20 protein-coding genes are annotated in these 26,975 nt (G+C 66.1%); 13 read left to right on the plus strand and 7 right to left on the minus strand.

The window, feature by feature from the left end; translation table 11 throughout:
- Window positions 1-90 precede the first annotated feature (90 nt).
- Window positions 91-2,982 carry an ATP-dependent DNA helicase gene (locus tag G473_RS25405; RefSeq protein ID WP_084437664.1) on the minus strand — a complete coding sequence of 964 codons (2,892 nt, stop codon included), beginning with the start codon at window positions 2,980-2,982 and terminating at the stop codon, window positions 91-93.
- Window positions 2,983-3,131: 149 nt separating this feature from the next.
- Between G473_RS25405 and G473_RS30230 the strand changes: the two genes are divergently transcribed.
- Window positions 3,132-3,416: a hypothetical protein gene (locus G473_RS30230; protein ID WP_154667281.1), complete on the plus strand. Its 285-nt coding sequence runs from the start codon at window positions 3,132-3,134 to the stop codon at window positions 3,414-3,416.
- 3 nt (window positions 3,417-3,419) lie between these two features.
- Here the strand turns inward: G473_RS30230 and G473_RS25410 are convergent, their stop codons facing one another.
- Window positions 3,420-4,232 carry an SGNH/GDSL hydrolase family protein gene (locus tag G473_RS25410; protein ID WP_035705479.1) on the minus strand — a complete coding sequence of 271 codons (813 nt, stop codon included), beginning with the start codon at window positions 4,230-4,232 and terminating at the stop codon, window positions 3,420-3,422.
- 120 nt (window positions 4,233-4,352) lie between these two features.
- Window positions 4,353-5,123 carry a methyltransferase domain-containing protein gene (locus G473_RS0106435; protein ID WP_029012429.1) on the minus strand — a complete coding sequence of 257 codons (771 nt, stop codon included), beginning with the start codon at window positions 5,121-5,123 and terminating at the stop codon, window positions 4,353-4,355.
- 551 nt (window positions 5,124-5,674) lie between these two features.
- Here G473_RS0106435 and G473_RS25415 point away from each other — a divergent pair.
- Both G473_RS25415 and feoB read left to right on the plus strand, forming a co-directional pair.
- The gene (locus tag G473_RS25415) at window positions 5,675-5,908 is read left to right on the plus strand and encodes a FeoA family protein (protein WP_084437665.1); all 234 of its coding nucleotides are present in this window, start codon (window positions 5,675-5,677) and stop codon (window positions 5,906-5,908) included.
- Window positions 5,909-5,913: 5 nt separating this feature from the next.
- Window positions 5,914-7,773: a ferrous iron transport protein B gene (feoB, locus tag G473_RS0106445; protein WP_035705485.1), complete on the plus strand. Its 1,860-nt coding sequence runs from the start codon at window positions 5,914-5,916 to the stop codon at window positions 7,771-7,773.
- 54 nt (window positions 7,774-7,827) lie between these two features.
- On the opposite strand, the gene G473_RS0106450 is transcribed toward feoB, so the two are convergent.
- The 3 genes from G473_RS0106450 to G473_RS29060 all read right to left on the minus strand — a co-directional run bounded on the left by G473_RS0106450 (window position 7,828) and on the right by G473_RS29060 (window position 11,042).
- Window positions 7,828-8,592, minus strand: a complete 765-nt coding sequence (locus tag G473_RS0106450; RefSeq protein WP_029012431.1) for an MOSC domain-containing protein — start codon at window positions 8,590-8,592, stop codon at window positions 7,828-7,830.
- Window positions 8,593-8,763: 171 nt separating this feature from the next.
- Window positions 8,764-10,059 carry a hypothetical protein gene (locus G473_RS0106455; protein WP_029012432.1) on the minus strand — a complete coding sequence of 432 codons (1,296 nt, stop codon included), beginning with the start codon at window positions 10,057-10,059 and terminating at the stop codon, window positions 8,764-8,766.
- Window positions 10,056-11,042, minus strand: a complete 987-nt coding sequence (locus G473_RS29060; protein ID WP_051329941.1) for a hypothetical protein — start codon at window positions 11,040-11,042, stop codon at window positions 10,056-10,058. The genes G473_RS0106455 and G473_RS29060 overlap by 4 nt, the downstream gene beginning before the upstream one ends.
- Before the next feature lie 479 nt (window positions 11,043-11,521).
- On the opposite strand from G473_RS29060, the gene G473_RS29065 reads away from it, so the two are divergent.
- The 8 genes from G473_RS29065 (at window position 11,522) to ccmI (ending at window position 20,443) form a co-directional block, all read left to right on the plus strand.
- A complete protein-coding gene (locus tag G473_RS29065) occupies window positions 11,522-14,197 on the plus strand; it encodes an EAL domain-containing protein (protein ID WP_051329942.1) in 2,676 nt (891 codons plus the stop codon).
- Between the two features lie 137 nt (window positions 14,198-14,334).
- The gene (locus tag G473_RS0106470) at window positions 14,335-15,063 is read left to right on the plus strand and encodes a heme ABC transporter permease (RefSeq protein WP_029012433.1); all 729 of its coding nucleotides are present in this window, start codon (window positions 14,335-14,337) and stop codon (window positions 15,061-15,063) included.
- 10 nt (window positions 15,064-15,073) lie between these two features.
- Window positions 15,074-15,349: a heme exporter protein CcmD gene (gene ccmD / locus G473_RS29825; protein WP_084437667.1), complete on the plus strand. Its 276-nt coding sequence runs from the start codon at window positions 15,074-15,076 to the stop codon at window positions 15,347-15,349.
- A complete protein-coding gene (ccmE, locus tag G473_RS25435) occupies window positions 15,349-15,816 on the plus strand; it encodes a cytochrome c maturation protein CcmE (RefSeq protein ID WP_035705853.1) in 468 nt (155 codons plus the stop codon). Before ccmD ends, ccmE begins: the two co-directional genes overlap by 1 nt.
- A 125-nt stretch (window positions 15,817-15,941) precedes the next feature.
- On the plus strand, window positions 15,942-17,933 hold the full coding sequence (locus tag G473_RS0106485; protein ID WP_029012434.1) for a heme lyase CcmF/NrfE family subunit: 1,992 nt from the start codon (window positions 15,942-15,944) through the stop codon (window positions 17,931-17,933).
- Window positions 17,934-17,946: 13 nt separating this feature from the next.
- Window positions 17,947-18,489: a DsbE family thiol:disulfide interchange protein gene (locus G473_RS0106490; protein WP_029012435.1), complete on the plus strand. Its 543-nt coding sequence runs from the start codon at window positions 17,947-17,949 to the stop codon at window positions 18,487-18,489.
- The gene (locus tag G473_RS0106495) at window positions 18,486-19,019 is read left to right on the plus strand and encodes a cytochrome c-type biogenesis protein (protein WP_051329943.1); all 534 of its coding nucleotides are present in this window, start codon (window positions 18,486-18,488) and stop codon (window positions 19,017-19,019) included. The genes G473_RS0106490 and G473_RS0106495 overlap by 4 nt, the downstream gene beginning before the upstream one ends.
- Window positions 19,016-20,443 carry a c-type cytochrome biogenesis protein CcmI gene (gene ccmI / locus G473_RS0106500; RefSeq protein WP_051329944.1) on the plus strand — a complete coding sequence of 476 codons (1,428 nt, stop codon included), beginning with the start codon at window positions 19,016-19,018 and terminating at the stop codon, window positions 20,441-20,443. The genes G473_RS0106495 and ccmI overlap by 4 nt, the downstream gene beginning before the upstream one ends.
- Before the next feature lie 10 nt (window positions 20,444-20,453).
- Here ccmI and G473_RS25440 read toward each other — a convergent pair whose 3' ends face one another.
- A complete protein-coding gene (locus G473_RS25440) occupies window positions 20,454-23,102 on the minus strand; it encodes a helicase-related protein (RefSeq protein WP_245579999.1) in 2,649 nt (882 codons plus the stop codon).
- On the opposite strand from G473_RS25440, the gene G473_RS0106510 reads away from it, so the two are divergent.
- Entirely contained in the window at window positions 23,101-24,525 is a 1,425-nt protein-coding gene (locus G473_RS0106510) for a hypothetical protein (protein ID WP_029012438.1), read from the plus strand. The two genes, G473_RS25440 and G473_RS0106510, sit on opposite strands and share 2 nt — an antisense overlap.
- Window positions 24,526-24,587: 62 nt before the next feature.
- A complete protein-coding gene (locus G473_RS0106515) occupies window positions 24,588-26,963 on the plus strand; it encodes a penicillin acylase family protein (protein ID WP_161630951.1) in 2,376 nt (791 codons plus the stop codon).
- Window positions 26,964-26,975: the final 12 nt, after the last annotated feature.

Here is a 26,975-nt window from a genome sequence, read left to right on the forward strand (position 1 = left end):
GTCGATCAAGGCCAAGGCGGCTTCACGCCCCGGTACAGGACCGCAGCGAATCACGATCAAATCCCAGCCGAAGACTATTTCAGCAGCCTGCTAAGCGACCGGGCCGGTGCCGGTGACAGCCGTGCGCCGGGCCTGATCGTGATGCAGGAAAGCGCGGGTCTGGCGGACAGCCTCGGCCAGACCCACCCGCTGAATCTCCACCCCTTCCGGAAAGGCGCCGGCCAACCGTGTCGGCATCATAGGGTCCAGCAGCACGAAAACGCCGACATCATTGGCCCGTCGCACCAGCCGGCCAAAGGCCTGACGCAGGCGCAGACGGGTGATCATGTCATCAAAGCCGCGCCGTCCCTGCACCTTGTCGAAATAGTTGCGCCGCGCCTTGTGCAGAATGTCGGGCCGGGGCCAGGGCACCCGGTCGAACACGATCAGGCGCAGGGAACGGCCCGGCACATCCACCCCGTCGCGCACCGCATCGGTGCCCAGCAGGCAGGCATCTTCCTCGCCCCGGAAAATATCCACCAGGGTGGGCACATCCATGCCATCCAGATGCTGGGCCAGCAGGGGAATGCCCGCTTCCTCCAGCGGTTCGGCGATACGTTCATGCACGCCGCGCAGCCGCTGGATGGCGGTGAACAGGCCCAACCCGCCACCGCCCGCCGCCAGAAACAGTTCCCGGTAGGCGGCGGCCACCTGGCCCAGATCATCCTTGCGCACGTCATTCACCACCAGAACCCGTGTCTGGCCGGCATAATCAAACGGGCTGGGCACGGCGGCGCGCAAGGGCAGGGCGCCCATATGGTTGGCCCCGGTGCGCACCGATGCCGCCTGCCAATCCTGTTCCACATTGCCGGTGCCGTCGGTCAGGGTGGCGCTGGTCAGCACCAGCCCATGGGCCACCGCCCCCACCGTATCGGCAAAGGGAATGGTCGGGTCCACCCAGTGGCGATACATACCGGTATCGAAATCCCGCCCCTCCACCCGCTCAATGCCGAACCAGTCGACATATTTGCGCGGGGCCTCCTCCTTCAGGCTTTGCAGCATCAACCGCCAGCCATTCACCTCATTCTGGGCGCGGCGCTTCAAGGCGCGGGAGATGCTGTCCATACGGCGGCGGGTTTCGCTGTCCAGCTCATCGGATTCCTCCTCCAGCATTTCCCGCAGCCGATCAGACAGCTTTTCCAGCGGCATGGCCAGCTTGGCCAGGGCCACATCCAGTTCCAGGGCCGTTTCCAGCAGCGTATCCACCACCGGCCGGCATTCAGTTTCCAGGCTGTAGGGATTATCCACGCCTTGTGCGCGGGCCAGCACTTGGCCCCGTACCTGGGACAGGAACTGTTCCAGCACGCCCTTGGGTTCCCCGCCATGGATGCGCTGCGGCCAGGCATCGCCCGGCAGCACCTGGGCCGCCTGCTGGATTTCGGCCAACAATTCCAGCGATGTCTGGTCGCCGCCGACCAGATCTTCCACCCGGCGGCGCAGGCCCCTTGCCCGGCTGCGGCCCGATACCTCCGCCCCCAGCAGCCAGCGCCGCAGTTCCGAGGTTTCCGTCGCCGTCAGATGGCCGGCAAAGGCATTGTCGGCGGCATCAAACACATGATGCCCCTCATCAAACACATAGCGGGTTGGCACATAGGCATCATCCCCACCGCCCAGCGCCGCCTGCACCATCACCAGCGCATGATTGGCCACCACGATGTCGGCCTTGCGGGCACGGCGCACGCTTTTTTCAATGAAACAGCGGGTATAATGGGCACACGCATTATAGACGCACTCACCGCGCCGGTCGGCCAGCCCCATGGTGCGGCCCTTGCCCAACAAATCCACCAGCCAGCCGGGGAAATCCCCGCCCGCCATATCACCATCGCGCGTCGCCGCCGCCCAGCGCGCCATCAGCCCCATGGATGTCGCATAGGCGGGCTGGGTGTGGGCAATGTTGGTCGCCTCCTCCAGATTCAGCAGGCAGAGGTAATTTTCCCGCCCCTTGCGCACCACCACCTTGCGCGCCTTGATCACCGGGTCCGGGTGCAGCCGGTCCAGTTCCTTGTCGATTTGGTGCTGAAGCTGGCGGGTATAGGTTGAAATCCACACCGGCCCGCTGTTTTTCTCTGCCCACAGGGTGGCGGGGGCCAGATAGCCCAAAGTCTTGCCCACGCCCGTGCCGGCCTCTGCCAGCACCAGATTGGGCACGCCCTGTTCATCGCGCGGGGTGAAGGCAGACGAAACGGCGCTGGCATAATCGGCCTGCTGCGGGCGCGGTTCGGAGGCGGCACCGCTGGCCACCAGTTCGGCCAGCCGCCGCCGCGCCTCGTTCGGTTCCACCGGGATATGGCCCGGTGGCGGCTCCGGCGCTTCGGCCTGCCATTCCTTCAACCCGTTCCACACCATCAGACCACGCCGCGCCCGGTCATTCCCCGGCCCGTGCGGCAGGCCCAGGGCTGCCATCACCGATGGCGCCCAGGTCCAGCCGGCCTGCCCCATGAACCAGCCGATGCCGGCGGCATCTGATTTCTCCCGCAATTGCTTGCGCTTTTCGCCATCCGGTTCCGGTCGGTTATTTTCCGCCAGCTCGCCCAGCAGGATGCGGGCAGAGTCGATCAGCGACAGGGCCTCAGCCTCTGCGTCCTGCGGCACCGGCTGGCCCGTGGCTTCCGCCAAGCCCTTTGGTGTGGGCAGGCAGAACCGGGCCGGGCGGACAAAGGCGAACAGTTCCAGCAGGTCGAAGGCATCGGCCATCCGGTCGGTCTTCAACCGCCGCGCCACGGCGCGGCCATGGGCCAGGATGACGCTGTTATGTTTCAGCCGATACGCCGCCTCATCATGGGGGATCAGTTCCACCTCGCCATCCGGCGTCACCCAGGTGACACCGCGCGCCCCCACCACAATGGCCGGCGCATCGGGCAGCAGCAGGCGCGGCGGTGCTGTGCGCACAGGCGCGGCGTCTCGCCGGCCCGTACCGGGAAAGGGAACGATGCGATCATCCATGCGGCTGGATTATAGGCAAGCCGGCGGCAGATGCATCAACAAAACGGGAACAGGGGGATGAAGAACACAAAGGTTCGTAGGCTGAACTCCCTATGAGAACTACAATTTTTCCTGCCATGCCTTGAAACGGGAAAAGCAGGGCAGTAGATATGAAATCTGCAATCTATGGAGGATATAAAATGGATGAAACTTGGAAAATCAAAGCATACCAGACAATCAAAGAAATTGCCCTTAGCATGAAGGAATTTACAGTCGACGATGTTTGGGCGACAGGTCTTAAAAAACCCAGTGAAGCAAGAGTACTGGGCCCTATAATGTCAAAGGCAAAGAACGATGGATTGATAAAAAAAAGCGGCAGATCTCGACCGACGACGCAAAAAGAAAGCCATAGTGCGGATGTGACCATTTGGGAGTCTCTTATATATGATCAGTAAATCTCATCTATTCAGCACCTTCTCCAGCGCCTCTGCCTGTGCCGTCATGCCGGCTAGGTTGGGGTGGTAGGGGACGCCGCCCGCCGCCGGGAAGCCCGTCGTCCAAGGTGTCGCGGCACAGGCGTCATGCCCCTGGGACAATGTGGAGACCTTGACCAGCTTGGCGCCGGTTTCCTGCGCCACCTGGGCGGTCAGCGCCTCCACACGGGCTGTGGCGGCGCGCGCGGCATCGGCGGCTTTATCAGGCAACGGGGTGGCGCTACAGGTGCCCTGGGGCGGCAGCACGGCGGGGTAATCCAGGAACATCAGGGTCGCGTTGGGCGCCCGTTGTTTCACCCCGGCAGCGATGCGGCGCAGACCTTCTTCCAGCCGGGCATAATCGGCTTCTGTTGCAGTCTGGGGCGGGCGGCATTTATCGGCCGGCATCTTCCCCTGCCCTGCCAGTTCCTGGCAGGAGATCGACATTATATTACCGATGTAAAACACATCATTACCGCCGATCGTCACCGTCACCAGCGTGGTGTCGCCATCCACCGCGTCGATCTGGGCCGGCAACTCGTTCCACGGTTCCAGAATGGCGGCGGTGGTGGCGCCGCTGCAGCTCACATCCACCAGATCCAGCCCACGCCGTTCCGCCAGTTGCTGGGCATAATTGCGGGTGGAGCGGCCACAGCGTTGTGGGGCATCGGCCACATAGGGCGTGATACCGGGGCCGGCGGCAAAGGAACTGCCCATGGCGACATATTTCGGGGCGGCCTGGGCCGCAGCGGGCAGAAGAGACGCCCCCAGAACCAGGGCAAGAAAACCAACCCGCATCGCATTCCCCTTATGTGACTGGCTCGCCACGATAAGTCTGTCCCGCTGTCGGCGCCAGCGCCAGGGGACTGAACCATCCGGCAGGCGGAGGCTCACGGGTCCTTGCCGGCCGGCTGCGTGTCAATCTTCCTTCGTCTCCGGATCGCCCTGGCGACGTTCCGCCGCGATGCGACCGAAGACGGGCTGGGCGGCGGGGGACAGCAGACGGTGCCGCTCCTTCTGCTTGACCCGGCCGGCATTGGCGTAAATCTGCTTTGACGCCTCAATCATATGCACGCCAGCAATGGCCCGGAACCAGCGCCGGCCCAACTCCTCCACCGGACCAGCACTGGCCAGCAGGAAGCGGGATTCGGTGGGCGGCAGGAACAGGGCGTAATCCTCCCGCTCCGGCACAAACATGTTGGCGCGCAGGGTGCGTTTCAACTGGGAGGGGGAGAAGGGGCTGCCCATGCCAAAGGGGGTGCGGTCGGAACGGGCCCAGATGCCGCGCCGGTTGGGCGCCACCGTGATCAAGCGACCGCCACCGCCCATGACCCGCCAGATTTCCCGCATCAGCGGCCGCAATTCCTCGGTACATTCCAGCCCGTGGATCAGCAGCACCCGGTCCACACTCATATCCGGGAAGGGCAATTCCGCCTCTTCCGCCAGGGCGACAAGGCCGGGGCCGCTGCGGGGCCAGGCAATCACGCCCTGGCCGGCCGGCATCACCGCCATTACCCGTTCCGCTTCCTTGAACAGGCCCAGATAAGGGGTGGCATAGCCAATGCCCAGCACGCGCATCCCCGCCAGGTCGGGCCACAGCGCGCGGATGCGACGGCGGATCAGGCGCCGCACCATCTGTCCGGTGCTGCCCTTGTAAAAATCGGCAAGGTCGAGAACATCGCTGTACATGATGACAGCTTAACACAGCCGGAAGAGAAGATGGCTTCAACGGCGTGAAAGAAGCCAAAGAAAAAGCCGGCTGTGCCATGCACGCCGGCTTCCAGATGATCATCCCCGGATCGGCGAGACACGCCCGGGGTTCCATCCTGTTGTGGCGTCGATCGCTCGCCACTAGGCAGAACGGACAATACGCGAATTGCCGGGGGCCGCCAGCCCCCTCACCGTGCCGCCGTGACGCATTTGCCCCGACGTAACATTTCGGCAACAGGGCGGGGCCGATAGGTAATATTTATGCGTGCGCCCTTTTCAAAAATATCACCCACCAGAGTCGTCCGGCGCTGGCTGGGCAAAGGAGAGCCTCCCGCACTCCCCTGCGGCAGCCGGCCGCACAGGGCCGAGAGAAGTCACGAAAGTTCATTTAATATATTGATATGTATATAAGTTTCTTACCGTCGCCGACCTCTCCGCTTACAGTCGGCATGTCCATGCAGAGATAAGAGTGACTTGCATTCGTGTTCGCGCAGGCATAAGCCCGCCTCTTATCCTGATTGGAGGCCCGCATGAAATTATCGACCATGCGCCGGGGCGACCATGCCCGCATCCGTCACATTGAGGCATCCGACGCCCTGACCCGCAAATTGCTGGAGATGGGGCTGGAGGAAGGCATGGATGTGACCTTGCTGCACGAGGGCCCGGTCGGCCGCTGCCCGATTGCCATCCGCATCGCCGGAGACAGGGTGATCGCCCTGCGCCGCCGCGATGCCGAGGCCATCCATCTCGAACATTTATCCTGAGCATCATGGCCACCCAACCGCTGATCGCCATTGCCGGCATGCCCAATTCCGGCAAATCGGCCCTGTTCAACCGGCTGACCGGCAGCCGCCAGAAGGTGGCGAACTATGCGGGTGTGACGGTGGAGCGCAAGGAAGGCAGCTTCACCACACCCGCCGGTCGGCAATGCCGCCTGCTGGACCTGCCGGGCGCCTATTCGCTGCGCGCCCGCAGCCCGGACGAGGCCGTAACGCGCGATGCGCTGCTGGGCCGGCTGCCGGATATTGGCCGGCCGGATTTCCTGATCTGTGTGGCCGATGCCACCAATCTGAAGCTGCATCTGCGCTTCACCCTGGAAGCCAAGGCCCTGGGCGTGCCCATGGTGCTGGCGCTGAACATGTTCGACATTGCCGAGCGGCGGAAATTCACCATTGATCCCGCCGCCCTGTCACACCTGCTGGGCGTGCCGGTTGTCTCCACCGTCGCCGTGCGCGGCGGAAAGCTGGATGCATTGCTGGCGGTGATTGACCAGTATCTGGCGAACCCGGTGGAAACCTCTCCACCGGCTGACTGGCAGGAACCGACAACGGCGGAATTGCGGGGGATGAATCGCAAGGCCATGACGTTGCTGGATCAGTCCGGCATCGCCTATGGCGTACCGCCGGTCACGACCTATGCGATCGACCGGGTGCTGCTGCACCCGGTATTCGGCCTGCTGATCCTGATGGGGCTGATGTTCTTCGTGTTCCAGTCGGTCTTCACATGGTCGGCCTGGCCGATGGACCAGATTGATACCGGCTTCTCGGCCCTGGGCACCTGGCTGGGGGATCTTTTGCCAGATGGGCTGTTGCGCAGCTTCCTGGTCGATGGGCTGGTGGCGGGCATCGGCTCCGTCATCATCTTCCTGCCGCAAATCCTGGTTCTCTATTTCTTCATCCTGATACTGGAAGATAGCGGCTATATGGCCCGCGCCGCCTTTTTGCTGGACCGGTTGATGGGCGGGGTGGGGCTGCATGGCAAAAGCTTCATTCCCCTGCTCTCCTCCTTCGCCTGCGCCATTCCCGGCGTGATGGCGGCCCGCACGATTGAGCATAAGCCCGACCGGCTGACCACCATCCTGCTGGCGCCGCTGATGACCTGTTCGGCCCGGCTGCCGGTCTATACGCTGCTGATCGCCGCTTTTGTGCCCAACCGCGATGTGGCTGGCGGTTTCAGCCTGCAGGGGCTGGTGATGTTCGGCCTCTATATGGCGGCGCTGTCATCCGGCCTGCTGGTCGCCTTCGTGCTGAAGCGCTTTGTCTATACCGAGCAGGTGGATAGTTTCGTCATGGAACTGCCCACCTATAAGATGCCGTCGCCCCATAACCTGCTGTTTGGGCTGATCGAGCGCGCCAAGATTTTCCTGCGCCGGGCCGGCGGCATCATCTTCGTCGTCATGGTCATCATCTGGGTTCTGTCCACCTTCGGCCCCCAGGGCGTGACGGACAATATCAACCAGAGTTTCGCCGGCATCATCGGCATCACGCTGGCCCCGTTGTTTGCCCCCATCGGCTTCACCTGGCAGATGGTGATCGCGCTGATCCCCGGCATGGCGGCCCGCGAAGTGGCAGTGGCCGTGCTGGGCACCGTCTATTCCATCAGCGCCGATAATGAGGAAGGCCTGGCCAGCGGTCTGGCCGCCACCCTGCAATCAAGCTGGGCCTTGCCGGCGGCCATTTCCTTCCTGGTCTGGTACATCTTCGCGCCGCAATGCATCAGCACGCTGGCGGTCATCCGGCGAGAGACGAACAGCACCCGCTTCATGTGGGCGACCTTCGCCTACCTGTTCGTGCTGGCCTATGTGATGTCGTTCCTGGCCTATCAGGTCAGCAGCGCGCTGCTGGGGTAAGGATCGAGGGTCAGCGGCAGATGAGGCGATGCCGCTGACCGCCCTGTCTGGCCCTTAGTCCAGCACCCGCACTGCATCGCCCTGGCGGATCTCGCCCCCCGCCACCACGCGGGCATAGACACCGCAGACCGCATGGCCGAAGCCGGTCTTCAGCGCTTTCAGCAAGGCCATGTCCCGTTCACCGGAATGGGGGTTGACCTCCACCGCGGCACAACGGGTCGTGGTCTTGAAAACCTCAAGCTCCACCCCGCCCACGGCGATGCGCTTGCCAACCCACTGCATCTCCGCCCAGGCCGGCAGGCCGGCCAGATGCAGGTTGCCCCGCATGCGCAGCGGATCGACCGGGGCCTTGGTCACCCGTTCAATGTCCTGCACGCTGGCAAGGTTGATCAGCGACACCGCCTTGTCCGGGATGTCCGTGAAATTATGACCGGGGCTTTCCACCAGCTTGTAAGGGCCGGGCGCTGCCGTGCCGTCCATATAGGCGGACAGGAACTGGTCGATCAGCAGCCGGCCGGTGGCCGTGTCAATCCGGCCGCGCGCCACCGCCTTGCCATTACGATGCAGCACCAGCATGGCGCTTTCCGCATCATAGACGGCATCCAGCGTCGCCAGCTTCTCATCCCGGACCAGGGCCAGGAAGTTGGTCTTGGGCTTCCAGACCGGGTTGGCGAGGTCGAAATGGGTCGCCCTATGCAGGATGGCGAAGCGCCGGTCCTGCGGCAGGCATTCACCCGGCATCAACTGGACATGGTCCAGCCGCTGGGCCGTCAGGCCCTTCACCGGATAATAATGGATGGCGTCGATGGTCATGGACATGATGCGGCAACTTAAGCATCCACCCCACACCCGCGCAACCGTGCCGAAGGTCATCCTCCGTCGGGTGCGGGCGTCGGATACAGGCGGCAAGGGGCGGGATTTCGCTGAAATGGCTGGGGGCCGGGCCGTTCCCCGGCCACGACCCCCGACCAAAGTCGCGGGTGCTGCAGATCAGAAGCCCAGCGTGATCAGAACGGACGCGACATCCTCCGGCCGGCCCAGGCCGGGCAGGGAGACATCCGCCGCCGCGACCGACAGCAGCCGCTGTGCAGAAGCCAGCGTGCCCGTGCTGCGGGCATAGGTCAGGATATCCTCCCGGTCCGGCAGGATATTCAGGTGGCCATGGCCATAGACCAGCACCGGCAGCACAACCACACCCGGTTCCGTCTGCTCCACCAGGCTGGCCGCCCCCAGCAGGGCGCGCCAGCAGGCGGTGCGGACAGAGGCCGGCCGATCCGCCGTTTCAGCCGACGACATTTCCGTGCCGCCAGCCCCCAGCGTCCAGGTCCGGCCGCACAAATCCTCCGTCGCCACCAGAACGACCAGGGATTTGCCGTCGCGCCGGCCGGTGCCAATGGCAACGATGCCGGAGCCGCGCGCCGTCTGCGGTGGCACCACGACACTATCCAGCCGTGTGCGCACCGCAGCCACCGTGGTGCCCACCGCGTGGCGCAAGGCTTCCGCCCCCGCTGGCTGGGCCAGCCGGTTCCAGGCGCCCATCACCAGGGCGGCAAGGGCAGTGGCTGAAGGGCCTGCCACGGGTGCGGGCGTCGGAGCCGGCACAGGCGCGGGAGCCTTGGCAAAAGCGGCAACCTTGTCTTCCAGCAGCCGCAGCCGCTGGTCCAGATCGGGGGGCAGTGCGGGAGAGGGGGCGCCATTGCCGCCGGCGCGGACATCGCTGCGCAAATCCCGCAGGTCAAGCTGCAGGTCGCGCACAGCGCCGACAACCCGCATCAGGCTTTCATGCACCTGCCCGATCACGGCGTTCAACTGGTCCTGGCCGACAAAGCCCCCCGTCGGCGACGGCAGCGACGGGGCATCGCCCTGCGCCAGGGTCTGACGGGCGGCTGCGATCCAGGATTCCAGGCCCGCCACCCGGTTCAGCAGGTCGGAGGACAGTTTGGCCACCCGGTCCAGTTCTTCCGGATAACGGGTGACCTGCTGGCTGACCACGCCGGTCAGATGGGCCAGCCGTTCCCGCAATTCCTGGATGGACTGGCCCAGGGCGTTGATCTTCATCGTCTCCGGCAGTTGCACCACCGCTGTGTGCATCGCCGCCAGATCGGAACGGAAATCGCGCAGGCGCGTGCCGACATGCAGGGCCAGATCGCGGACGATCGTCTCGGCATAATCGAACGGATCGACCGCTTCCTGCAGCTCACCTGTCAAGGGCGGGGTCATGCTCGTCGCCGGGTCGGCGGCGGCGCTCTTCTGCCCGTCGGGGAGGTCGCTGGACGGCAGGCTCATGGGGCGGCCTCGCTGGAAGAAAGGTGGTCGGACAGGGCGGCCATCAGCCGGGCCCGGCGGTCTTCGGCATCGGTGCGTGTCAACCGGGGGACACCCGGCACCGTCGCGGCGGGCCGGGGGGCCGGCGGCGGCGGCGGCATGGGGGCCGGCGGCTCAGTGATCGTCACCGCAAGGGGGACCGTTTCCACCGGCGGGGCCGGGGGAACGGGGGGGAGAGGGTCGAATAACGGTGCCGACGGGCGCGGCGGGTCCACCGGCTGGGGACGCGGCGGGCTGGCCGGTCCCAGCCGGGGGCGGGCCAGGGGCGGCGGCACAGGCGCAGGCTTGGCAGCCGGGGGGGGCGGCACGGGCGCCGGCGGCTGGGTGGGCCGGGGGGCCATCACGCCGGGGGCCGGGGTAGCCGGGGGCGGCATGACAGGGGGGGGTATTGGCGGCGGCGGCGGCGAGGGCCGGGCCACAGGCGCCAGCGGCGGCACCACCGGCATCTTCGGCGCGACCAGCGGGTTGAGCCGGCCCTTATCCGGAAAGGGGCCGCCAGCCAGATCATCCAACAGCTTGCGCAATGAGGCGATCCGGGTGCCCTTCATCGGTTCCACCCGGCGCTGTGCCCGGCCGATCAGGCCCGGTTCGGCGGAAAGCTGAAGGAAATTGGTCTGTTCCGCCGTCAATGCCTCCAGGCGGCGGGCCAGTTCATCCACCACATCCTGGCCGGCGACAAACCGTCCCAGCGTGTCCAGCGTGGCGGTGACCACAGTGGCATCGCGTACCGCGCGGGAGGAAAAGACAGGCCCATTGCTCCCGCCATTTCCCGCATCCGTGTTTCCAGTCGGCACAGGGATGGAAATGGACTCGTCCCCCTCATCCGCTGTCGGGGCGCCATCCGGCTCCCCTTCCGGCGTCCCGGGGGACAATGTCAATGAACGTACAGGGGCCGCCGACTCAGGCCGGCGACCGCTCAACCGGCGCAGCAAAGTGCCCAGCATCCCGCTTCCCTCCGTCCCGTCCAGGCGGACGGGCCATTACGAACAGCCGCGCACCGTTCCCGGTCCCGGCAAGCGGCCCACCCCGCCAAACCTGAAACCGGAACCTTTCCATCCATCCGCATCACAAGGGGCGCACTCCGGCCTGACCATCCTTTTGCCATTATCGTTATCACGTCATCCGGTTGTGATGCAATTTCGTGGCTTCCGCAGCAGCCACTATACGAAAGGATTATTTTTTTCGAGAAGCCTGTTGCACCGGACGGGCAAGAGCCACATGCTCGTCGATAGAGAAGAAACACCTGATCGGTTCTAATTTGGAACCGTGATGCAAACCAAATATTAACAACCTAAACCTACTCTGGCGGTCGGGTCCGCAGCCTGAAAGATGATGGTCTAGCGTTTCGATGGTCCAGCCGACTGCATCCTCCCTCCCTGCAACCACCACGCTCGCACCGGGCCAGCAGCCCTGGCCGGGATTGATGGATCACATCCAGGCCCATGGCTGGCTGATGATCCTGGATCGGGATGACATCATCCGCCATGCCAGCGCAAATCTGGCTCTCCTGGCCCATCAGCCTTTGGAAATGATTCTGGGTCGTCCGGTGCGGCAGGTCATCGGGCGCGTTGCCGCACAGGCGTTGAGCCGGGCGCGCCGGCATGATGGCGATGGCGGCGTCGGTCCCCTGACCGTAACCGTGGTGACCGGTAAAGGCCGGGTGCGCGCCGTCATGCAGGGCCATCTGGAGACCTATGGCCTGGTTTTGGAACTGGAACCGGTTTTCCAGGGGGACAGCAGCCTGGTCGCCGCTTCCTTCGGTGCCGCCATCCGCCGTTACCGCCACCTGCAGGATATCGAAGCCCTGGCCAGGGCCGTCACCCGTGACGCCCGGCTGCTGACCGGCTTTGATCACGCGATGATGCTGCGGATCGGGGATAAGGGCCAGCCGGTGATGATCGCCAGCGATGCCGCGACGGAGGTGCCGCCGCTTCCCGCGCCCGCGTTCGAGCCCCTGTCACCGGCCCTGCAATATCTGCTGGAATTGAACCGGGTGCGCCTGCTGGCCGACATTCCCGTTCCACCTGTTCCCGTGCTTCCCGGCCATGATCCGGCAAGCGGCGCCCCCATTGCCCTGCCGCGCGCGGTGCTGCGCCCGGCCACCCATGGGTTTGCCGAGTTTGCCAGCGCGCGCGGGGTGCGATCCGTGCTGATCGTGTCGCTTCTCTGCGCCGGGCGGCTTTGGGGATATATCTGGTGTGAAAACCGGCGCCCCCGCCATGTCAACGTGCCGGTCCGCTCCGTCTTTGAGGGGTTGGGGGAAATTGCCGCCGCCCAGATCGCAGCGATGGAAGAACGCGATGCCGGGCATGCCCGCACCCGCGCCACCCGCGCACTGACCCGGCTGGGCCGGCTTATGCAGGGCGAGATGGATATCGTCCAGGCCCTGGCGCGGTTGCACCCGGTGCTGGAGGAAATTCTTCCCCATGATGCGCTGGCCATCACCATTGAAGGCAAAAGCTGGCAATCCCCCGATACCCTGCCGGCCAGCCATTGGCTGGAACAACTGGACCGGCAGGACAGCCCCCGGCATGAGGGGTTGCGCTGGGGCAGCCGCGATTTAAACGGGCTTTCCCGGGAAGAGAGCGGGCTGACCGATATCCTGGATATCGACCTGCAGGGCGGCCATATCCTGATCTTGCGCCGGGGCCAGCAGCCCTGGTCAACGGCGGAACTGGAAGCCGCCCACGAATTGCATCATCTGCTGGCCGAACGGCGGGCCGAACTATACCGCCGCAATGCCGAGCGGCAATTGCACCGCCTGACCAATTTCGACCGGGCCACCGGCCTGCCCAACCGCGCGCATCTGCTGCGCGCGCTGGAACAGGCGCTGGAGGTGGAGGCCGATGTCGCGGTCACCGTGCTGGGGCTGGACCGGTTCCGTGTGCTGAAGGCAGCCTTTGGCGAGGAGGCAGCCGACCGGCTGCTGGCCGCCGTCGGCCAGCGTCTGCGTGAGCATCTGGACGGGGGCGATCTGGTTGCCCGGATTGATACCGGTGAACTGGCCGTGCTTCTGCTGGAAGAGGGGCCGCAACGGATTGACCGGCTGACGGCCAGGGTCCGCGATGCGCTGCGCGCGCCGATCAGCCTGGATGGGCGTGACATTTTCGTCAGCGCCAGTGTGGGCGTGGTGGTGACGGGTTCCGATGCCGCCGGCATGCTGCGCGACGCGGAAATCGCCAGCGCGGAGGCTGAAGCGGCCGGCGGGGGCCGGCGCGTGTTCGACGACGCCATGCGCACGCGCCTGACCGAGCGGCATGAGATTTATGACCGGCTGCGGCAAGCGATCTATATGGATGAAGGCGTTTATGCCGCCTATCAGCCCATCATCCGCCTGTCCGATGGCCATCTGGCCGGTTTTGAGGCGCTGGCCCGCTGGACGGATGGGGAGCGGGGCAATGTTCCCCCCTCCATCTTCGTTCCTGTAGCGGAAGAGACGGGCCTGATCATGGCACTGGGAAACCATATCCTGGTGCAGGCCTGCCGGCAGGTGGTGCGCTGGAACCAGGGCCGGGTTGGCAAGCCGCTTTATATTTCCGTCAACCTGTCGCCCTACCAGTTCGACCCGTCACGGCTGGATCTGGTGCGCTGGGTGTCGGGCGTGCTGGACATGACCGGGTGCCGGCCGGAATGGCTGCAGCTTGAAATCACCGAAAGCGGGCTGATCGGCCAGGGCGGGGTGGCGCCGGAACTGCTGCGCGGGCTGCGTCAGTTGGGCGTGGGGCTGGCGATCGATGATTTCGGTACCGGCTATTCCTCCCTGGCCTATTTGCAGGAACTGCCCGTCGATACGATCAAGATCGACCGCAGCTTCGTGGAGCGGATGATGGAGAGCGAGAAGGGCAAGGCCCTGATCACAGCCATCCTGCATATTGCCGGCATCATGGAATATGGCGTGGTCGCCGAAGGGGTGGAAACGGTCAGCCAAGCCGATCTGCTGCGCCAGATGGGCTGCGAACGCGCCCAGGGCTATCATTATGCCCGCCCCCTGACGCCCGACGCCGCAACGGCGATGGTGCGGGAAATGGCTGGTCTGGTGGCAATCCAGGGCGGGGAAGCCGCAGCGCCGCCGCCGATGCTGGACCTGCGGACCGCATGACCCGCCCGCTGCGGGTTGCGGGGAAGGCGCCCGCACCTGAATGATGCGGTGCCTGCATAATTGTCCTGGATCAAATCAACGCAGGCGGCGTGTCCCCCGGTGTGAAAACCGGGTCGCGCATGCTACATAGGGCCATCATGCATCGCTTCGCCAACCCTGCCCGCTTCCTGCGACTGGCCGCCGTGATCCTGCCCTGGACCACGGGTGCCGCGCTCATCCTTTTCGGTGTCGGCCTGTATCTGGCCCTGTTCGCCAGCCCGCCCGACTATCAGCAGGGCGACACGGTGCGCATCATGTATGTGCATGTGCCCGCCGCCTGGATGAGCATGTTCACCTATAGCAGCATGGCCGTGGCCGCCGCCTGCGCCCTGGTCTGGCGCCATCCGCTGGCGGAGGTATATGCCCGTGCCGCCGCCCCCATCGGGGCTGGCTTCACCCTGCTCTGCCTGGTGACCGGCAGCCTGTGGGGAGAGCCGATGTGGGGCACCTGGTGGGTGTGGGATGCGCGGCTGACCAGCGTGCTGATCCTGTTCTTCCTGTATCTGGGCTATATGGCGCTGGCCAATGCCTTTGATGATCCGGTGCGCGGCAACCGGGCCGGCTGCATCCTGCTGCTGGCAGGTGCGGTGAATGTGCCGATCATCAAATTCTCGGTCGATTGGTGGAATACGCTGCACCAGCCGGCCAGTGTGCTGCGCATGGGCGGGCCAACCATCCATGGTGACATGCTGTGGCCGCTGCTGATCATGGCGCTGGCCTTCCAGACCTATTTCATGGCCGTGGTCATCCTGCGTATGCGGGCAGAACTGGCCGACCGCAAAATCCAGACGCTGCGCATGGCCCGCGCGGCATCCGGCAGTGCCTGACGGGGCGGTGATGAGCGAGTTTTTTGCCATGGGCGGCTACGCGCCCTATGTCTGGGGCAGCTACGGGCTGGCCTTTCTGGTGCTGCTGGTGCTGCTGGTGGTCAGCCTGCTGTCGCTGCGCCGGACGGAAGCGACCCTGCGCACGCTGGAGGCGGGCCTGCCCCGCCGTCGCCGGCGCAAGGAGACGGCGCAAGTGGCCGGCCAGGATGATACTGGCCTGCTGGCCATGACCGGTGGGGCGACCACCGTGCAGGGACCAGCCGGCAATGGTGGAGGCGAGCGATGATGACGCGCAAGAAGCGCCGGCTTTACATGCTGGGTCTGGCGATGCTGGGCCTGGGCACCGCCACGGCCCTGACGCTTTCCGCGTTTGAGGAGAATGTCGCCTATTTCTTCTCCCCCTCCGATCTGGCGGCCAAACCGCCGGGGGATAAGCGCATCCGCGTCGGCGGTCTGGTGCAGGATGGCAGCGTGACCCGGCCGGATGATGTGACGACCAATTTCACCATCACCGATGGCGCGCAAAGCGTTGCCGTCACCTTCTCCGGCGCCCTGCCTGACCTGTTCCGGGAAGGACAGGGCGTGCTGGCGGAAGGGCGGATGCGCCCGGATGGCGTGTTCCAGGCCGCTGAGATCCTGGCCAAGCATGATGAAAATTACATGCCCAAGGAAGTGGTCGATGCCTTGAAGAAGGCTGGCGAGTTCCGTCCCGAGCCGCCGGGCAAGCCCGTCTATGGCGGGGCCGGTTCCTGATCTGCGGGTCCGGTGGCGCGGCCCTGTGGCGCACGGGCATCGACGCTGAATGATGGTAGGAACGGCTGGGGGTGACCAGGTTCGCCCCCAGCCGGCTCCGGATGTTTTTTGAGGGAAGAGACGAGATGATCCCCGAGATTGGTCATTACGCGCTGGTGCTGGCGCTGCTGCTGGCCATCATCCAGGGGACATTGCCGCTGGCCGGCGCCGCCCGGCGCAATACCGCCTGGATGGAAGCCGGGCGCGTGGCCGCTTTCGGCCAGTTGGCCCTGGTCTTCATCGCCTTCTTCGCCCTGATGTGGGCCTATGTCGTTTCCGATTTCAGCGTCCTGAATGTGGTCCAGAACAGCCATAGCCAGAAGCCGATGCTGTATAAGGTGGCCGGCGTCTGGGGCAATCATGAAGGCTCGATGCTGCTCTGGGTCATGATGCTGGGCCTGTTCGGCGCCGCCGTGGCCGGCTTTGGCCGCAACATCCCGCCAACGCTGAAGGCCCGCGTGCTGGGGGTGCAGGGGTTGATCGGGGTCGGTTTCCTGCTGTTCATCCTGGCGACCAGCAACCCCTTCATCCGCGTGCTGCCGGCCCCGCCGGATGGCAATGACCTGAACCCGCTGCTCCAGGACCCCGGCCTCGCCTTCCATCCGCCCTTCCTCTATCTGGGCTATGTCGGTTTCTCCGTCGCCTTCAGCTTCGCGGTGGGCGCCCTGATCGAAGGGCGGGTTGATCCCGCCTGGGGCCGCTGGGTGCGGCCCTGGACGCTGGTGGCCTGGGCATCACTGACCCTGGGCATCGCCATGGGGTCCTGGTGGGCCTATTACGAATTGGGCTGGGGCGGCTGGTGGTACTGGGATCCGGTGGAAAATGCCTCCCTGATGCCGTGGCTGGCCGGGACCGCCTTGCTGCATTCCGCCATCGTGGTGGAAAAGCGCGACGCGCTGAAAACCTGGACCATCCTGCTGGCCATCCTCACCTTCTCCCTCTCCCTGATGGGCACCTTCCTGGTGCGGTCGGGCGTGCTGACCTCCGTCCATGCTTTCGCCGTCGATCCCAAGCGCGGTGTCGCCATCCTGGCGCTGCTGGGGCTGGCAACCGGGGGCGGGCTGCTGCTGTTCGCCATGCGGGCGCATGTGCTGAAGGTGGGCGGCCTGTTCGCCCCGGTCAGCCGTGAAGGGGCGCTGGTGCTGAACAATCTGCTGCTGTCGGTTTCTACCGCCGTGGTGCTGATCGGCACGCTGATGCCGCTGGTGCTGGATGCGTTCGGGCACAAGATTTCCGTCGGCGCGCCCTATTTCAATTTCATCACCCCGTTCCTGGCCATCCCGCTGGTGCTGGCCATGGCGCTCGGCCCCTTCCTGCCCTGGAAGCGGGCCGATCTGGCCGGTGTGCTGGGCCGGCTCTGGGTGGTGGCGCTTTTCACCCTGGCGGCGGTGATGGTCGCCCTGTGGCTGCAGGGCGTACGCCCGGTGATGGCACTGGTCGGCATCGGGCTGGCCGCCTGGGCCTTTATCGGTGCCTTCTGGGAAGTGGCGGACCGGGTGCGCCTGTTCCGTATCCCGCTGGGGGAAAGCCTGACACGGGCCGGTGGCCTGCCACGCGGGGCCTGGGGCACGGCCCTGGCCCATGCCGGCATGGGCATCGCCATTGCCGGCATGATCGGCACCAGCTTCTGGCTGACAGAAGATGTGCGCGTGATGGCGCCGGGGGCCAAGGCCACCATCGCCGGCTATGAACTGACCCTGGAGAAGGTGGAACAGGGGCGTGGCCCCAATTTCACGACCGAGATGGGTTATTTCACCGTACGCACCCTGAATGGTGACATGGTGGGCACCCTGACGCCGGAACGGCGCTGGTATCCCGTGGCCCGGATGCCAACCACGGAGGCCGCCATCCACACCACCTTCTTCGCCGATCTTTATGCCGTGCTGGGGGAGCCCAGCGCCGACGGGCGTGGCTGGGTGGTGCGGCTTTACCATCATCCGCTGGTGCCCTGGATCTGGATCGGCTCCCTGGTGATGGTGGCAGGCGGGCTGCTCAGCCTGTCTGACCGGCGCTTACGGGTGGGCGTGCCGCAGCGTCGCACAGCATCCCTGCCCACCGCCATCCAACCCGCCGAATAAGGGCCGGACCCGCATGTCGCCCCATACCAAGCACCGCCTGCTGCTGCTGCTGCCCTTCACCATCTTTCTGGTGCTGGCCGCCTATTTCGCCATCGGGTTGACGGGCGATCCGTCCAAGCTGCCCTCCAACATGATCAACAAGCCGGTGCCGGAATTCGCCCTGCCGGGGCTGGATGGCGGGCCGGGTCTGGCCAGCACCGACCTGAAGGGGCAGGTGCGGCTGGTCAATATCTTCGCAAGCTGGTGTGCGCCCTGCCGGGTGGAACATCCGCTGCTGGTGCGGCTGGCGCGGGAAGAAGGGATCACCATCCACGGCATCGCCTATAAGGACAAGCCGGTCGATTCGCAGGCATTTCTGGACAGTCTGGGCAACCCCTATACCAGCGTGGGCAGCGACCGGGATGGCCGGGTCGGCATCAATTTCGGCGTTTATGGCGTGCCGGAAACCTATGTCATCGATAAGGAAGGCCGCATCCGCTATCGCCATGTCGGGCCGCTGATGGCCTATGACATGGACGAAGTGATCCTGCCGATGCTGCGGGAACTGGCGAAATGAAGAGGTTTTTCTGTTCCCTCAAGCGCCGTTCCGCGATTGGTTTGACCACGCTTGCCCTGGCCTCCCTGCTGTCCGCCCCCGCCTTCGCGGTGATGCCGGACGAAAAACTGTCCGACCCGGTGATGGAGGCGCGCGCGCGCGACATCTCCAAGGAACTGCGCTGTCTGGTCTGCCAGAACCAGTCCATCGATGACAGCAATGCCGATCTGGCGCGCGACCTGCGGGTGCTGGTGCGCGAACGGCTGGTGGCCGGCGACAGTGACCAGCAGGTTCTGGCCTATGTCACCGACCGGTATGGTGATTTCGTGCTGCTGCGCCCGCCAGTGAAAAGCTACACGATCGCGCTGTGGGCCGGCCCCTTTGTCGTGCTGCTGCTGGCCGGTCTGGGCACCGCGTTTTATCTGCGCCGCCGCCGCCACGAGGTGGAAACCACCACCCTGCCGGAATTGACGGCGGAAGAAGAAACACGGCTGCAGGCCCTGCTGGATGATCTGGGCACTGACAAGGGACAGCGGGGGCCGTCAGCATGATTGGGTTCTGGTTGGCGGCCGCCATCATGACGGCCCTGGTCGTGCTGCCGCTGGTGCGGGTGCTGCTGCGCCCGCGTGCGGAAGCGGGCAACGCGGCGGAATTTGCCCGGGGCGTCTATGCCCAACAGGTGGCAGAGGTGGAGCGCGATCTGGCGCGCGGCATCCTGTCCCCCGATCAAGCCAAGGCGGCGCGTGCGGAAATTGGCCGCCGGCTGCTGAACGCCGCGGCAGAGGCGGAGCGGGCTGCCGATGGCACGGCGACCAAACCCAGCACCAAGCTGGCTTTGCTGGTCACGCTGGCCCTGCCGGTGCTGGCGCTCGCCCTCTATCTGCCGTTCGGCAATCCCAACCTGCCGGCCCAGCGCTTTGCCGAACGCACCGACCGGCGGGAAGTGCCGCCCCAGGTGCTGACGGCGGTAGCCAATCTGGAAAAGGCGCTGCAGGAAAACCCGAACGATCTGGGCGGCTGGACCCTGCTGGCCCAGACCTACAGCGCCATGGGCCGGCCGGATGATGCCGCCACGGCCTATCGCCATGCGCTGGGCCTGTCACAGGGCGACCCGGAATTGATGAGCGCGCTGGCCGAAGCGCTGACCGGCGCCACCGATGGCATTGTCGGGGAGGAGGCACAACGCCTGTTCACCGCCGCAGCCGAAGCCGACCCGATGAATGCGCGCGCCCGCTTCTTCTTAGGTGTGGCCCGGCAGCAGGCCGGCGATGTGAAGGGCGCGCTGGAGCGCTGGTCTTCCCTGGTGGCGGACAGCCCCGCCGATGCGCCCTGGCTGCCCATGCTGCGCCAGCAGATCCATCAGGCCGCCGTGACCGTAGGCCTGGACCCCATGACCTATACGCCCCAGCCCAAGCCTCCCGCCGGCGGCAGCCCGGCCCCGGAAGGCGCGCCGGCAGCGCCGGGCACCCCGCCTGCCGCCGGTGCCCCGGCCTTGTCCCCGGAACAGATGCAGGCCATGGCCGCCCTGTCGCCGGAAGAACGCCAGGCCGCCATTGGTGGCATGGTGGAAGGGCTGGCAGCCCGGCTGAAGGATAATCCCGACGATGCCGAAGGCTGGATGCGTCTGGCCCGTGCGCGGGAAGTGCAGGGGCGGGTGGATGAAGCGCGCGAAGCGCTGCGCAACGCCACCAAGGCCGACCCGCAACGCCTGGATGCCTGGCTGGAACGGGGCCGCCTGCTGGCCCCCGATGACCGGACCGCCCAGGCGGGGGATGAGTTCATCAGGGTGATGGAGCAGGTGCTGGCCCTGCGCCCGGACAATCCCCAGGCGCTTTATTATCTGGGCCAACAGGCTGCGAACCAGGGCGATAAGGACACAGCCCGCCGCCATTGGCGCAAATTGCTGGAAACAATGCCCGCCGACGCCGCCGAACGCCCGGAATTGCAGCGCCGTCTGGACGGGCTGGAAGGGTAAGCCCCCCGCCCTACCGGAGCTTGGCCAGGGCGGCGAACGGGTGATCGGTATCCAGGGGCACCGGACGCGCCGCCTTTTCCGCCTTGGCGCGGGTGGGGCGGCGGCGGGTCCAGACCGGGGGTTTTGCCGCCTCCCCTTCCGCCGGGGGGGGCTGGCGCTTTTCCCGCCAGCCCAGCGCCGCCAGGATGCCCGGCACTTCCGCTGCCGTGCAGGCGGCCAGCGGGGCCAGCCCTGACAGGTCAGATAATTCTCCCTTCGGGGCCCGTTCTGCCAGAACGGCCTCTAGCCGGTCGGCCATATCCACCCGCACGGCGCGCGGCCCCAGCGGCAGGAAGCCGACCGCCGCCAGCAAACCATCGGGCAAATGCCCCCGCGGGACGGAGATACGGCCCGGCGGTGGCAGGGCAACCGGCAGGTCCCCCCCTTCCCGCACCGACCAGAGCAGACCCAGCATCGCCATGCACCGCGGCTTGGCCAGTGCCGGCAGGAACACGCGGCTGAAGCCCAGCCGCACACCCAGCCGGGCCAGGGCCTTTCGCCCGTCCCTGTCCAATGTCTGGATCAGCGGGTCCAGGGTGGCGCGCGGCAGGTTGCCGGTGGCATCAGCCAGTTGGAAGGCGATGCCGCGGGCGGGACCCGACAGATCGGCATCACGCAGACGCAGCAGCGGTGAAAGGTCCGCGGCGATGCGGGCCTGGACAAAAGCGGTTAGCCGCTGGCGCACCCGGTCGCGCTGGGTACCCTCCAGCAGGTCATCGCCCGTCACCCGCACCGCTGGCACCAGCAGGCCGGTCCCCGGCACCAGCCGGGCCAGCGCCACATCCTGCCATAGCAGATTGCCATCGGCGCCCAGCGTAAACGCCTCGTCCCCTGCCGCTTCCAGGGCGGCCACCCGGCGGGCCACCTCGTCGCGCAGCACGCGGCGGGCGGCACTCATCAGCGTGGGCCGGTCATCCTCGCCCACATCGGCTTCCATGGCGAAGGACAGGCCGGAGAGCGCGCCCACCGGGTGACTCTCCACCCGGACGATCCCGGCCTCGTCGATATGGCCCAGCAGGTCGCGCCCATCGCGCAGCACCTTGACCAGCCCGGCGGAACGCTTATCGACAAAGCGCTGGGTCAGCCTTTCATGCAGGGCATCGGACAGCCTATCTTCCACCGCCCGCGTCACGCCCTGCCAATGGCGCGCATCCTTCAGCCAGTCGGGCCGGTGGGCGACATAGGTCCAGGTGCGGACATGGGCGATACGGGCGACCAGCGCGTCGATATCACCTTCCATCTTGTCCAGCCGCTGCACCTGGGCGGCGATGAAATCGGTGGGCAGCCGCCCACCCGGCGCCATCAAATGCTGATAAATCTGGGCCAGCAGCTTGGTATGGGCATCCGTCATCGTCTTGCGGAAATCGGGGATCTGGCAGACCTCCCAAAGCTGCTTAACCCCGTTGGGCCGCCTTGTCAGCGCCATGACATCGCTATCCTGCGCCAGCGCCTGCAAAGCCAACTGGTCATCCGCCGGACGGGCGCGGATCAGCAGTGGCGAGGGGGGCCGCGCCTCCAGCGTGCGCAGCAAGCCGTCAACAGAGCGCAAATCCAGATCGGCATTGCGCCAGGTCAGGCTGGTGAGCGGCTGGAATGTGTGGTTTTCCACCGCCTGCACCGTCTGTTCATCCAGGGGCGAACAGTCCCAGGTGGTGCCGAAGGTGCCATCGGTCAAATGGCGCCCGGCGCGCCCGCCAATCTGCGCCACCTCCGGCGCGGTCAGCCGGCGCGGGCGCTGGCCGTCAAACTTGGACAGGCGGGCGAACCAGACATGGTCCACATCCATGTTCAGGCCCATGCCGATGGCATCGGTGGCCACCAGATAATCCACATCACCCGCCTGATACATTGCCACCTGGGCGTTGCGGGTGCGGGGGCTGAGCGCGCCCATCACCACCGCCGTGCCGCCGCGTGACCGGCGCACCATCTCCGCCAACTGATAGACCTCCGTCACCGAAAAGGCGGTGATGGCGCTGCGCGGCGGCAGCTTGGTCAGCTTCTTGTGCCCGGCATAGGTCAGGCTGGAGAAGCGGGGCCGGGAAATGATCTCCACCCGGGGGATCAGCTTCTGGATCAGCGGCCGGATCATGTCCGATCCCAGAAACATCGTCTCCTCACCGCCGCGCGCATGCAGCAGCCGGTCAGTGAAGATGTGCCCGCGTTCATCATCGGCACAAAGCTGGATTTCATCGACGCAGAGGAATTGGACCTGCCGGTCCAGCGGCATGCTCTCCACCGTGCAGACCCAATAGCGCGGCGCGGGGGGGATGATCTTTTCCTCCCCCGTCACCAGGGCCACCTGGGCCTCGCCCTTCAGCTTCACCAGCTTTTCGTAATTTTCCCGCGCCAGCAGGCGCAGGGGAAAGCCGATCATGCCGGTGCGGTGGGCGCCCATCCGCTCCATGGCCAGATAGGTCTTGCCGGTATTGGTCGGGCCGAGAACGGCGACGATGCGGCCGCCGGGTGTGGCGAGGGAGGCAGGTGCGGAAGACATGGCCTTATCCATGGGCGGGAAGCTGCCCGATTGCAAGGGCCGGACGGTCAGGCGAACCACGGGGCCGCGTGAACGCCCCGCCACGGCCATAGAATCGCCATGGCGAAGCGCCAGATCATGTTCCATGCGACAGATCATCCGCCTTATCGCCCGCCCCGCCCTGGCCCTGGCTTTGCTGGCCGGGGCCGGCACCACCGCGATGGCCCAGACGGCCAGCCCCGCCGGGGCCGCCGGTTTGCAGGCCATGATCCAGGAACGGCTGACCGCGGCCACCCGCACCGAACCCGACCAGTTCCGCCTGGAACGGGTGCCCGAGGTGGAGGTGACGGCCCAGGGCGACCGTTATGCCGTGACCATCCCCAAGCTGCGGGTGCTGACAGCCGATGGCTGGCTGCTGGAAGCCCCGCTGGTGGAGGTGGAGGTGATCCCCGAAGCGGGCGGCGGCTGGCAGGTGGAGGCGGAAATCCCGCAGCCCCTATCCGTCTTCAGCGAACGGGGCTTCCGCGCCGGGGATCTGACCCTGGGGCAGCAGAAATTACGCGCCCGCTGGTCGGCAGATGGCTATCTGCTGACGGCAGCGGATCTGTCGCTGGGCAAGGTTGCCTTCACCCCCATGGTCGGTGGCGGTGCGTTCTCGCTGGGTTCCTTCAGCCTGAAGCTGGAGCCGAAAAGCATCAGCGGGGAGAGCTGGACCGGCCTGTTCAATCTCACCCTCGCCAACCTGTCCTGGCGTGATCCCGCCGGGGTGCAGCGTCTGGCCGTGGGTAATTTGTCCGTAAAGGGCGATGCTACCAGCCTGGACCTGACCCGCTTTGCCCATGTTGCCCGTGCCTGGCGCGGCGGCACGGTGCCGGCCGCCAATCAGGCGGAGAGGATGGCCAATGCCTTGAAGCTGGATGTAAATCTGACCGGCTTCCGGGAGGTACGCGATGATGGCCGGGCGACCAAGCTGGATAACGCCACCGGCAAACTGTCCCTGACCAATCTTGAAGGTGACCGGGCCGGCCTCCGGCTGGATTGGCGCCATAGTGGGCTGGACCGGCGCGGCCCCGATGCCAACCCGGCCCTGACCCCGGCCAGTGCCGATCTCTCCCTGGCGGGTGAGCGGATGCCCGGCCAGCCTTTGCTGACCATGATCACCCTTTATGCGGCAAGCGAGGATGAAGCGGCGCGCAAAGCGGCCTGGAACCGCCTCTCCGACGCCATGGCCCGTGCCGGGTCACAAATTTCCATCACCCGGATGGATATGCAGAACGCCACCAGCGCTGCCAGCGGCACCGGCGATTTCCGCTTCGGGTCGCAATCACCACGCGGGGTGACGGGGCAGGCCGATATCACCATGCGCGGCATCGACCGGCTGATAGCCGCCGTCAATGCCACCGGCGGGGCCAAGGCCACGGGCACGGCGATTGCGCTTTATGCCCTGCAAGGGCTGGGGCAACCGGCCGATGGCGGCACACACCGCTATGAGGTGCGGTTGATGCCCGATGGCCGCATGCTGGTAAATGGCGCCGATATGGCCTCCATCGCCGGGATGATGGGGCGGTAACGCTTGCCCCGCACGGTGCCTTTGGGGAAACTGTCCCATCGCATCTGGTGATGGGGGATATTTTGGGCAAAAGCAGCGTGGCCAGCCGTCTGGGACGGGGATTGGCCTATGGCGTGGCCGGTATTGCCGGTCTAGTGCTGCTGGCGGCGGGTGGTGTCACCTATACGCTGATCGCGTCCAAACCGATGCTGGACGGGGCGATGGCCGTAACCGGCCTTTCCGCCCCCGTCACCATCACCCGCGACAATCAAGGGGTGCCCACGATCCAGGGGGCCACCCGTGCCGATCTGGCCCGCGCCCTGGGCTTCCTGCATGGGCAGGAACGGTTTTTCCAGATGGACCTGATCCGCCGCGCCTCGGCGGGGGAATTATCCGGCCTGCTGGGCCCGATCGAGGCGGTGATGAATATCGACCGCCAGCGCCGGCTGCACCGCTTCCGCCACCGGGCCGAACAGGCCGTGGCCAATGCCAGCCCAGAAGAAAAGGCCCTGCTGAGCGCCTATGCCGAGGGGGTAAATGAGGGCTTGTCCAGCCTGGGCGCCCGGCCTTTTGAATATGCGCTGCTGCTTTCATCCCCCCGGCCCTGGCAGCCGGCGGATAGTATCCTGGCAGGATATTCCATGTATCTGGACCTGCAGGACGACAGGGCCGTGATGGAGCAGAGCCGCGCCACTGTGCTGGAGAAGCTGGGGCCGGACCTGACGGCCTTCCTCTATCCAGGCGGCACCGCCCTGGACAGCGCCATTGATGGCACCATCCTGCCGGCCCCGCCCTTGCCCGCCGCCCTGCCCCCGGCACCGGCCAAGGCCGCCCTGGACCTGCCGCCGCTGCCGCCCCCCACACCGGGCAGCAATGCCTGGGCCGTGGGCGGCGGGCTGACCGATAGCGGGGCTGCACTGGTCGCCAACGACATGCATCTGGGTATTTCGGTGCCCGGCACCTGGTACCGGGCACGGCTGGTGCAGACGGGCGGTGAAGGGGGCATGGATATTACCGGCGTGACCCTGCCCGGCACGCCCATGATCATCGTTGGCGCCAATGGCCATATCGCCTGGGGTTACACCAATTCCTATATCGACACCGCCGATCGCATCCTGCTGGACCCGGTGCCGGGCCAGCCCGACCAGTACCAGACCCCGGAAGGCCCGAAACCCATCACCCAGGTGACGGAGAAAATCTGTCCCGCATGGACCGGCTGCACCGATCTGGTGGTGGAGGAGACCATCTGGGGGCCGGTGGTCGATAAGGATGGCCAGGGCCGCCGCATCGCCCTGCGCTGGACCGCGCACGAACCAGACGCCGTCCGCCTGGGCCCGATGGCCCGGATGGAGCGGGCGCGCAGCGTGGAAGAGGCGATCACCATCGCCCATGAGGCCCGCCAGCCGCAGCAGAATTTCGTGGTCGGCGATGCCGCGGGCGCCGTCGCCTGGACGATCATCGGCGTGGTTCCGGCCCGCTATGGCCATGATGGCACGCTGCCGACAAGCTGGGCCGATGGCAGCCGGGGTTGGCACGGCATGCTGCCGCCGGAAAAAGTGCCGGTGGTGCTGAACCCAGAGCATCAGCGCATCTGGACCGCCAATGCCCGCATCGTGGGCGGTGAGGCTTATGCGCTGCTGGGCGATGGCGGGTACGATATGGGCGCCCGCCAGGGCCAGATCCGCGACGAGCTCTTTGCCAAAACCCGCCTGACACCCGCCGACATGCTGGCCATCCAGCTTGATGATCGCGGCCTGGTGCTGGATTTCTGGCAAGGGGAGATGCTGGCCGCGCTGCAGACCCGCACCACACGCCCCGGTCTGGCGGCCATGGTTGACCCGGTGAAAAGCTGGGGTGGGCGCGCCATACCGGAAAGCATCGGTTACCGGCTGGTGCGGGAGTTCCGCTCCCGTCTTTCCCAGCGGCTTTATGGCGCCTATCTGGCCGCCGATGGCGACCTGTCCCGCCGCGAAATCGCCCGGCAGATGGAAGCACCGCTGCGCCGCCTGCTGACCGAACGGCCCCCCGCCCTGGTCCCCGCCCCCTACAAGGATTGGGACGCCCTGATCGATGCCACCCTGGCTGATGTGGCCCAGGCGGTGGAAAAGGCCGGCGGGATCGACGCCTTCACCTGGGGGGCCCGCAACAATGCCGGGGTGAAACATCCGCTGGCACGCCTGCTGCCGCCCTTGTCAGCCCTGACCGACCCGGAAGATGTACCCGTGCCCGGCGACGCGCTGCAGCCCCGCGCCCAGGCCCCGGGTTTTGGCGCCAGCGAGCGGTTTGCCGTATCGCCAGGGCGGGAGAAGGATGGGTATTTCCACATGCCGGGCAGCCAGAGCGGCAATCCACTCTCTCCCTATTATCTGGCCGGGCACCAGGACTGGGTGCGGGGGCGACCCAGCCCCTTCCTACCCGGCCCCGCCCGCTGGATCCTGACCCTGAAACCAGCCACCTGATGGAAAGTTTAC

Origin of the sequence: Niveispirillum irakense DSM 11586, from assembly GCF_000429645.1 — a bacterium.
In the GTDB taxonomy this organism is placed as follows: domain Bacteria; phylum Pseudomonadota; class Alphaproteobacteria; order Azospirillales; family Azospirillaceae; genus Niveispirillum; species Niveispirillum irakense.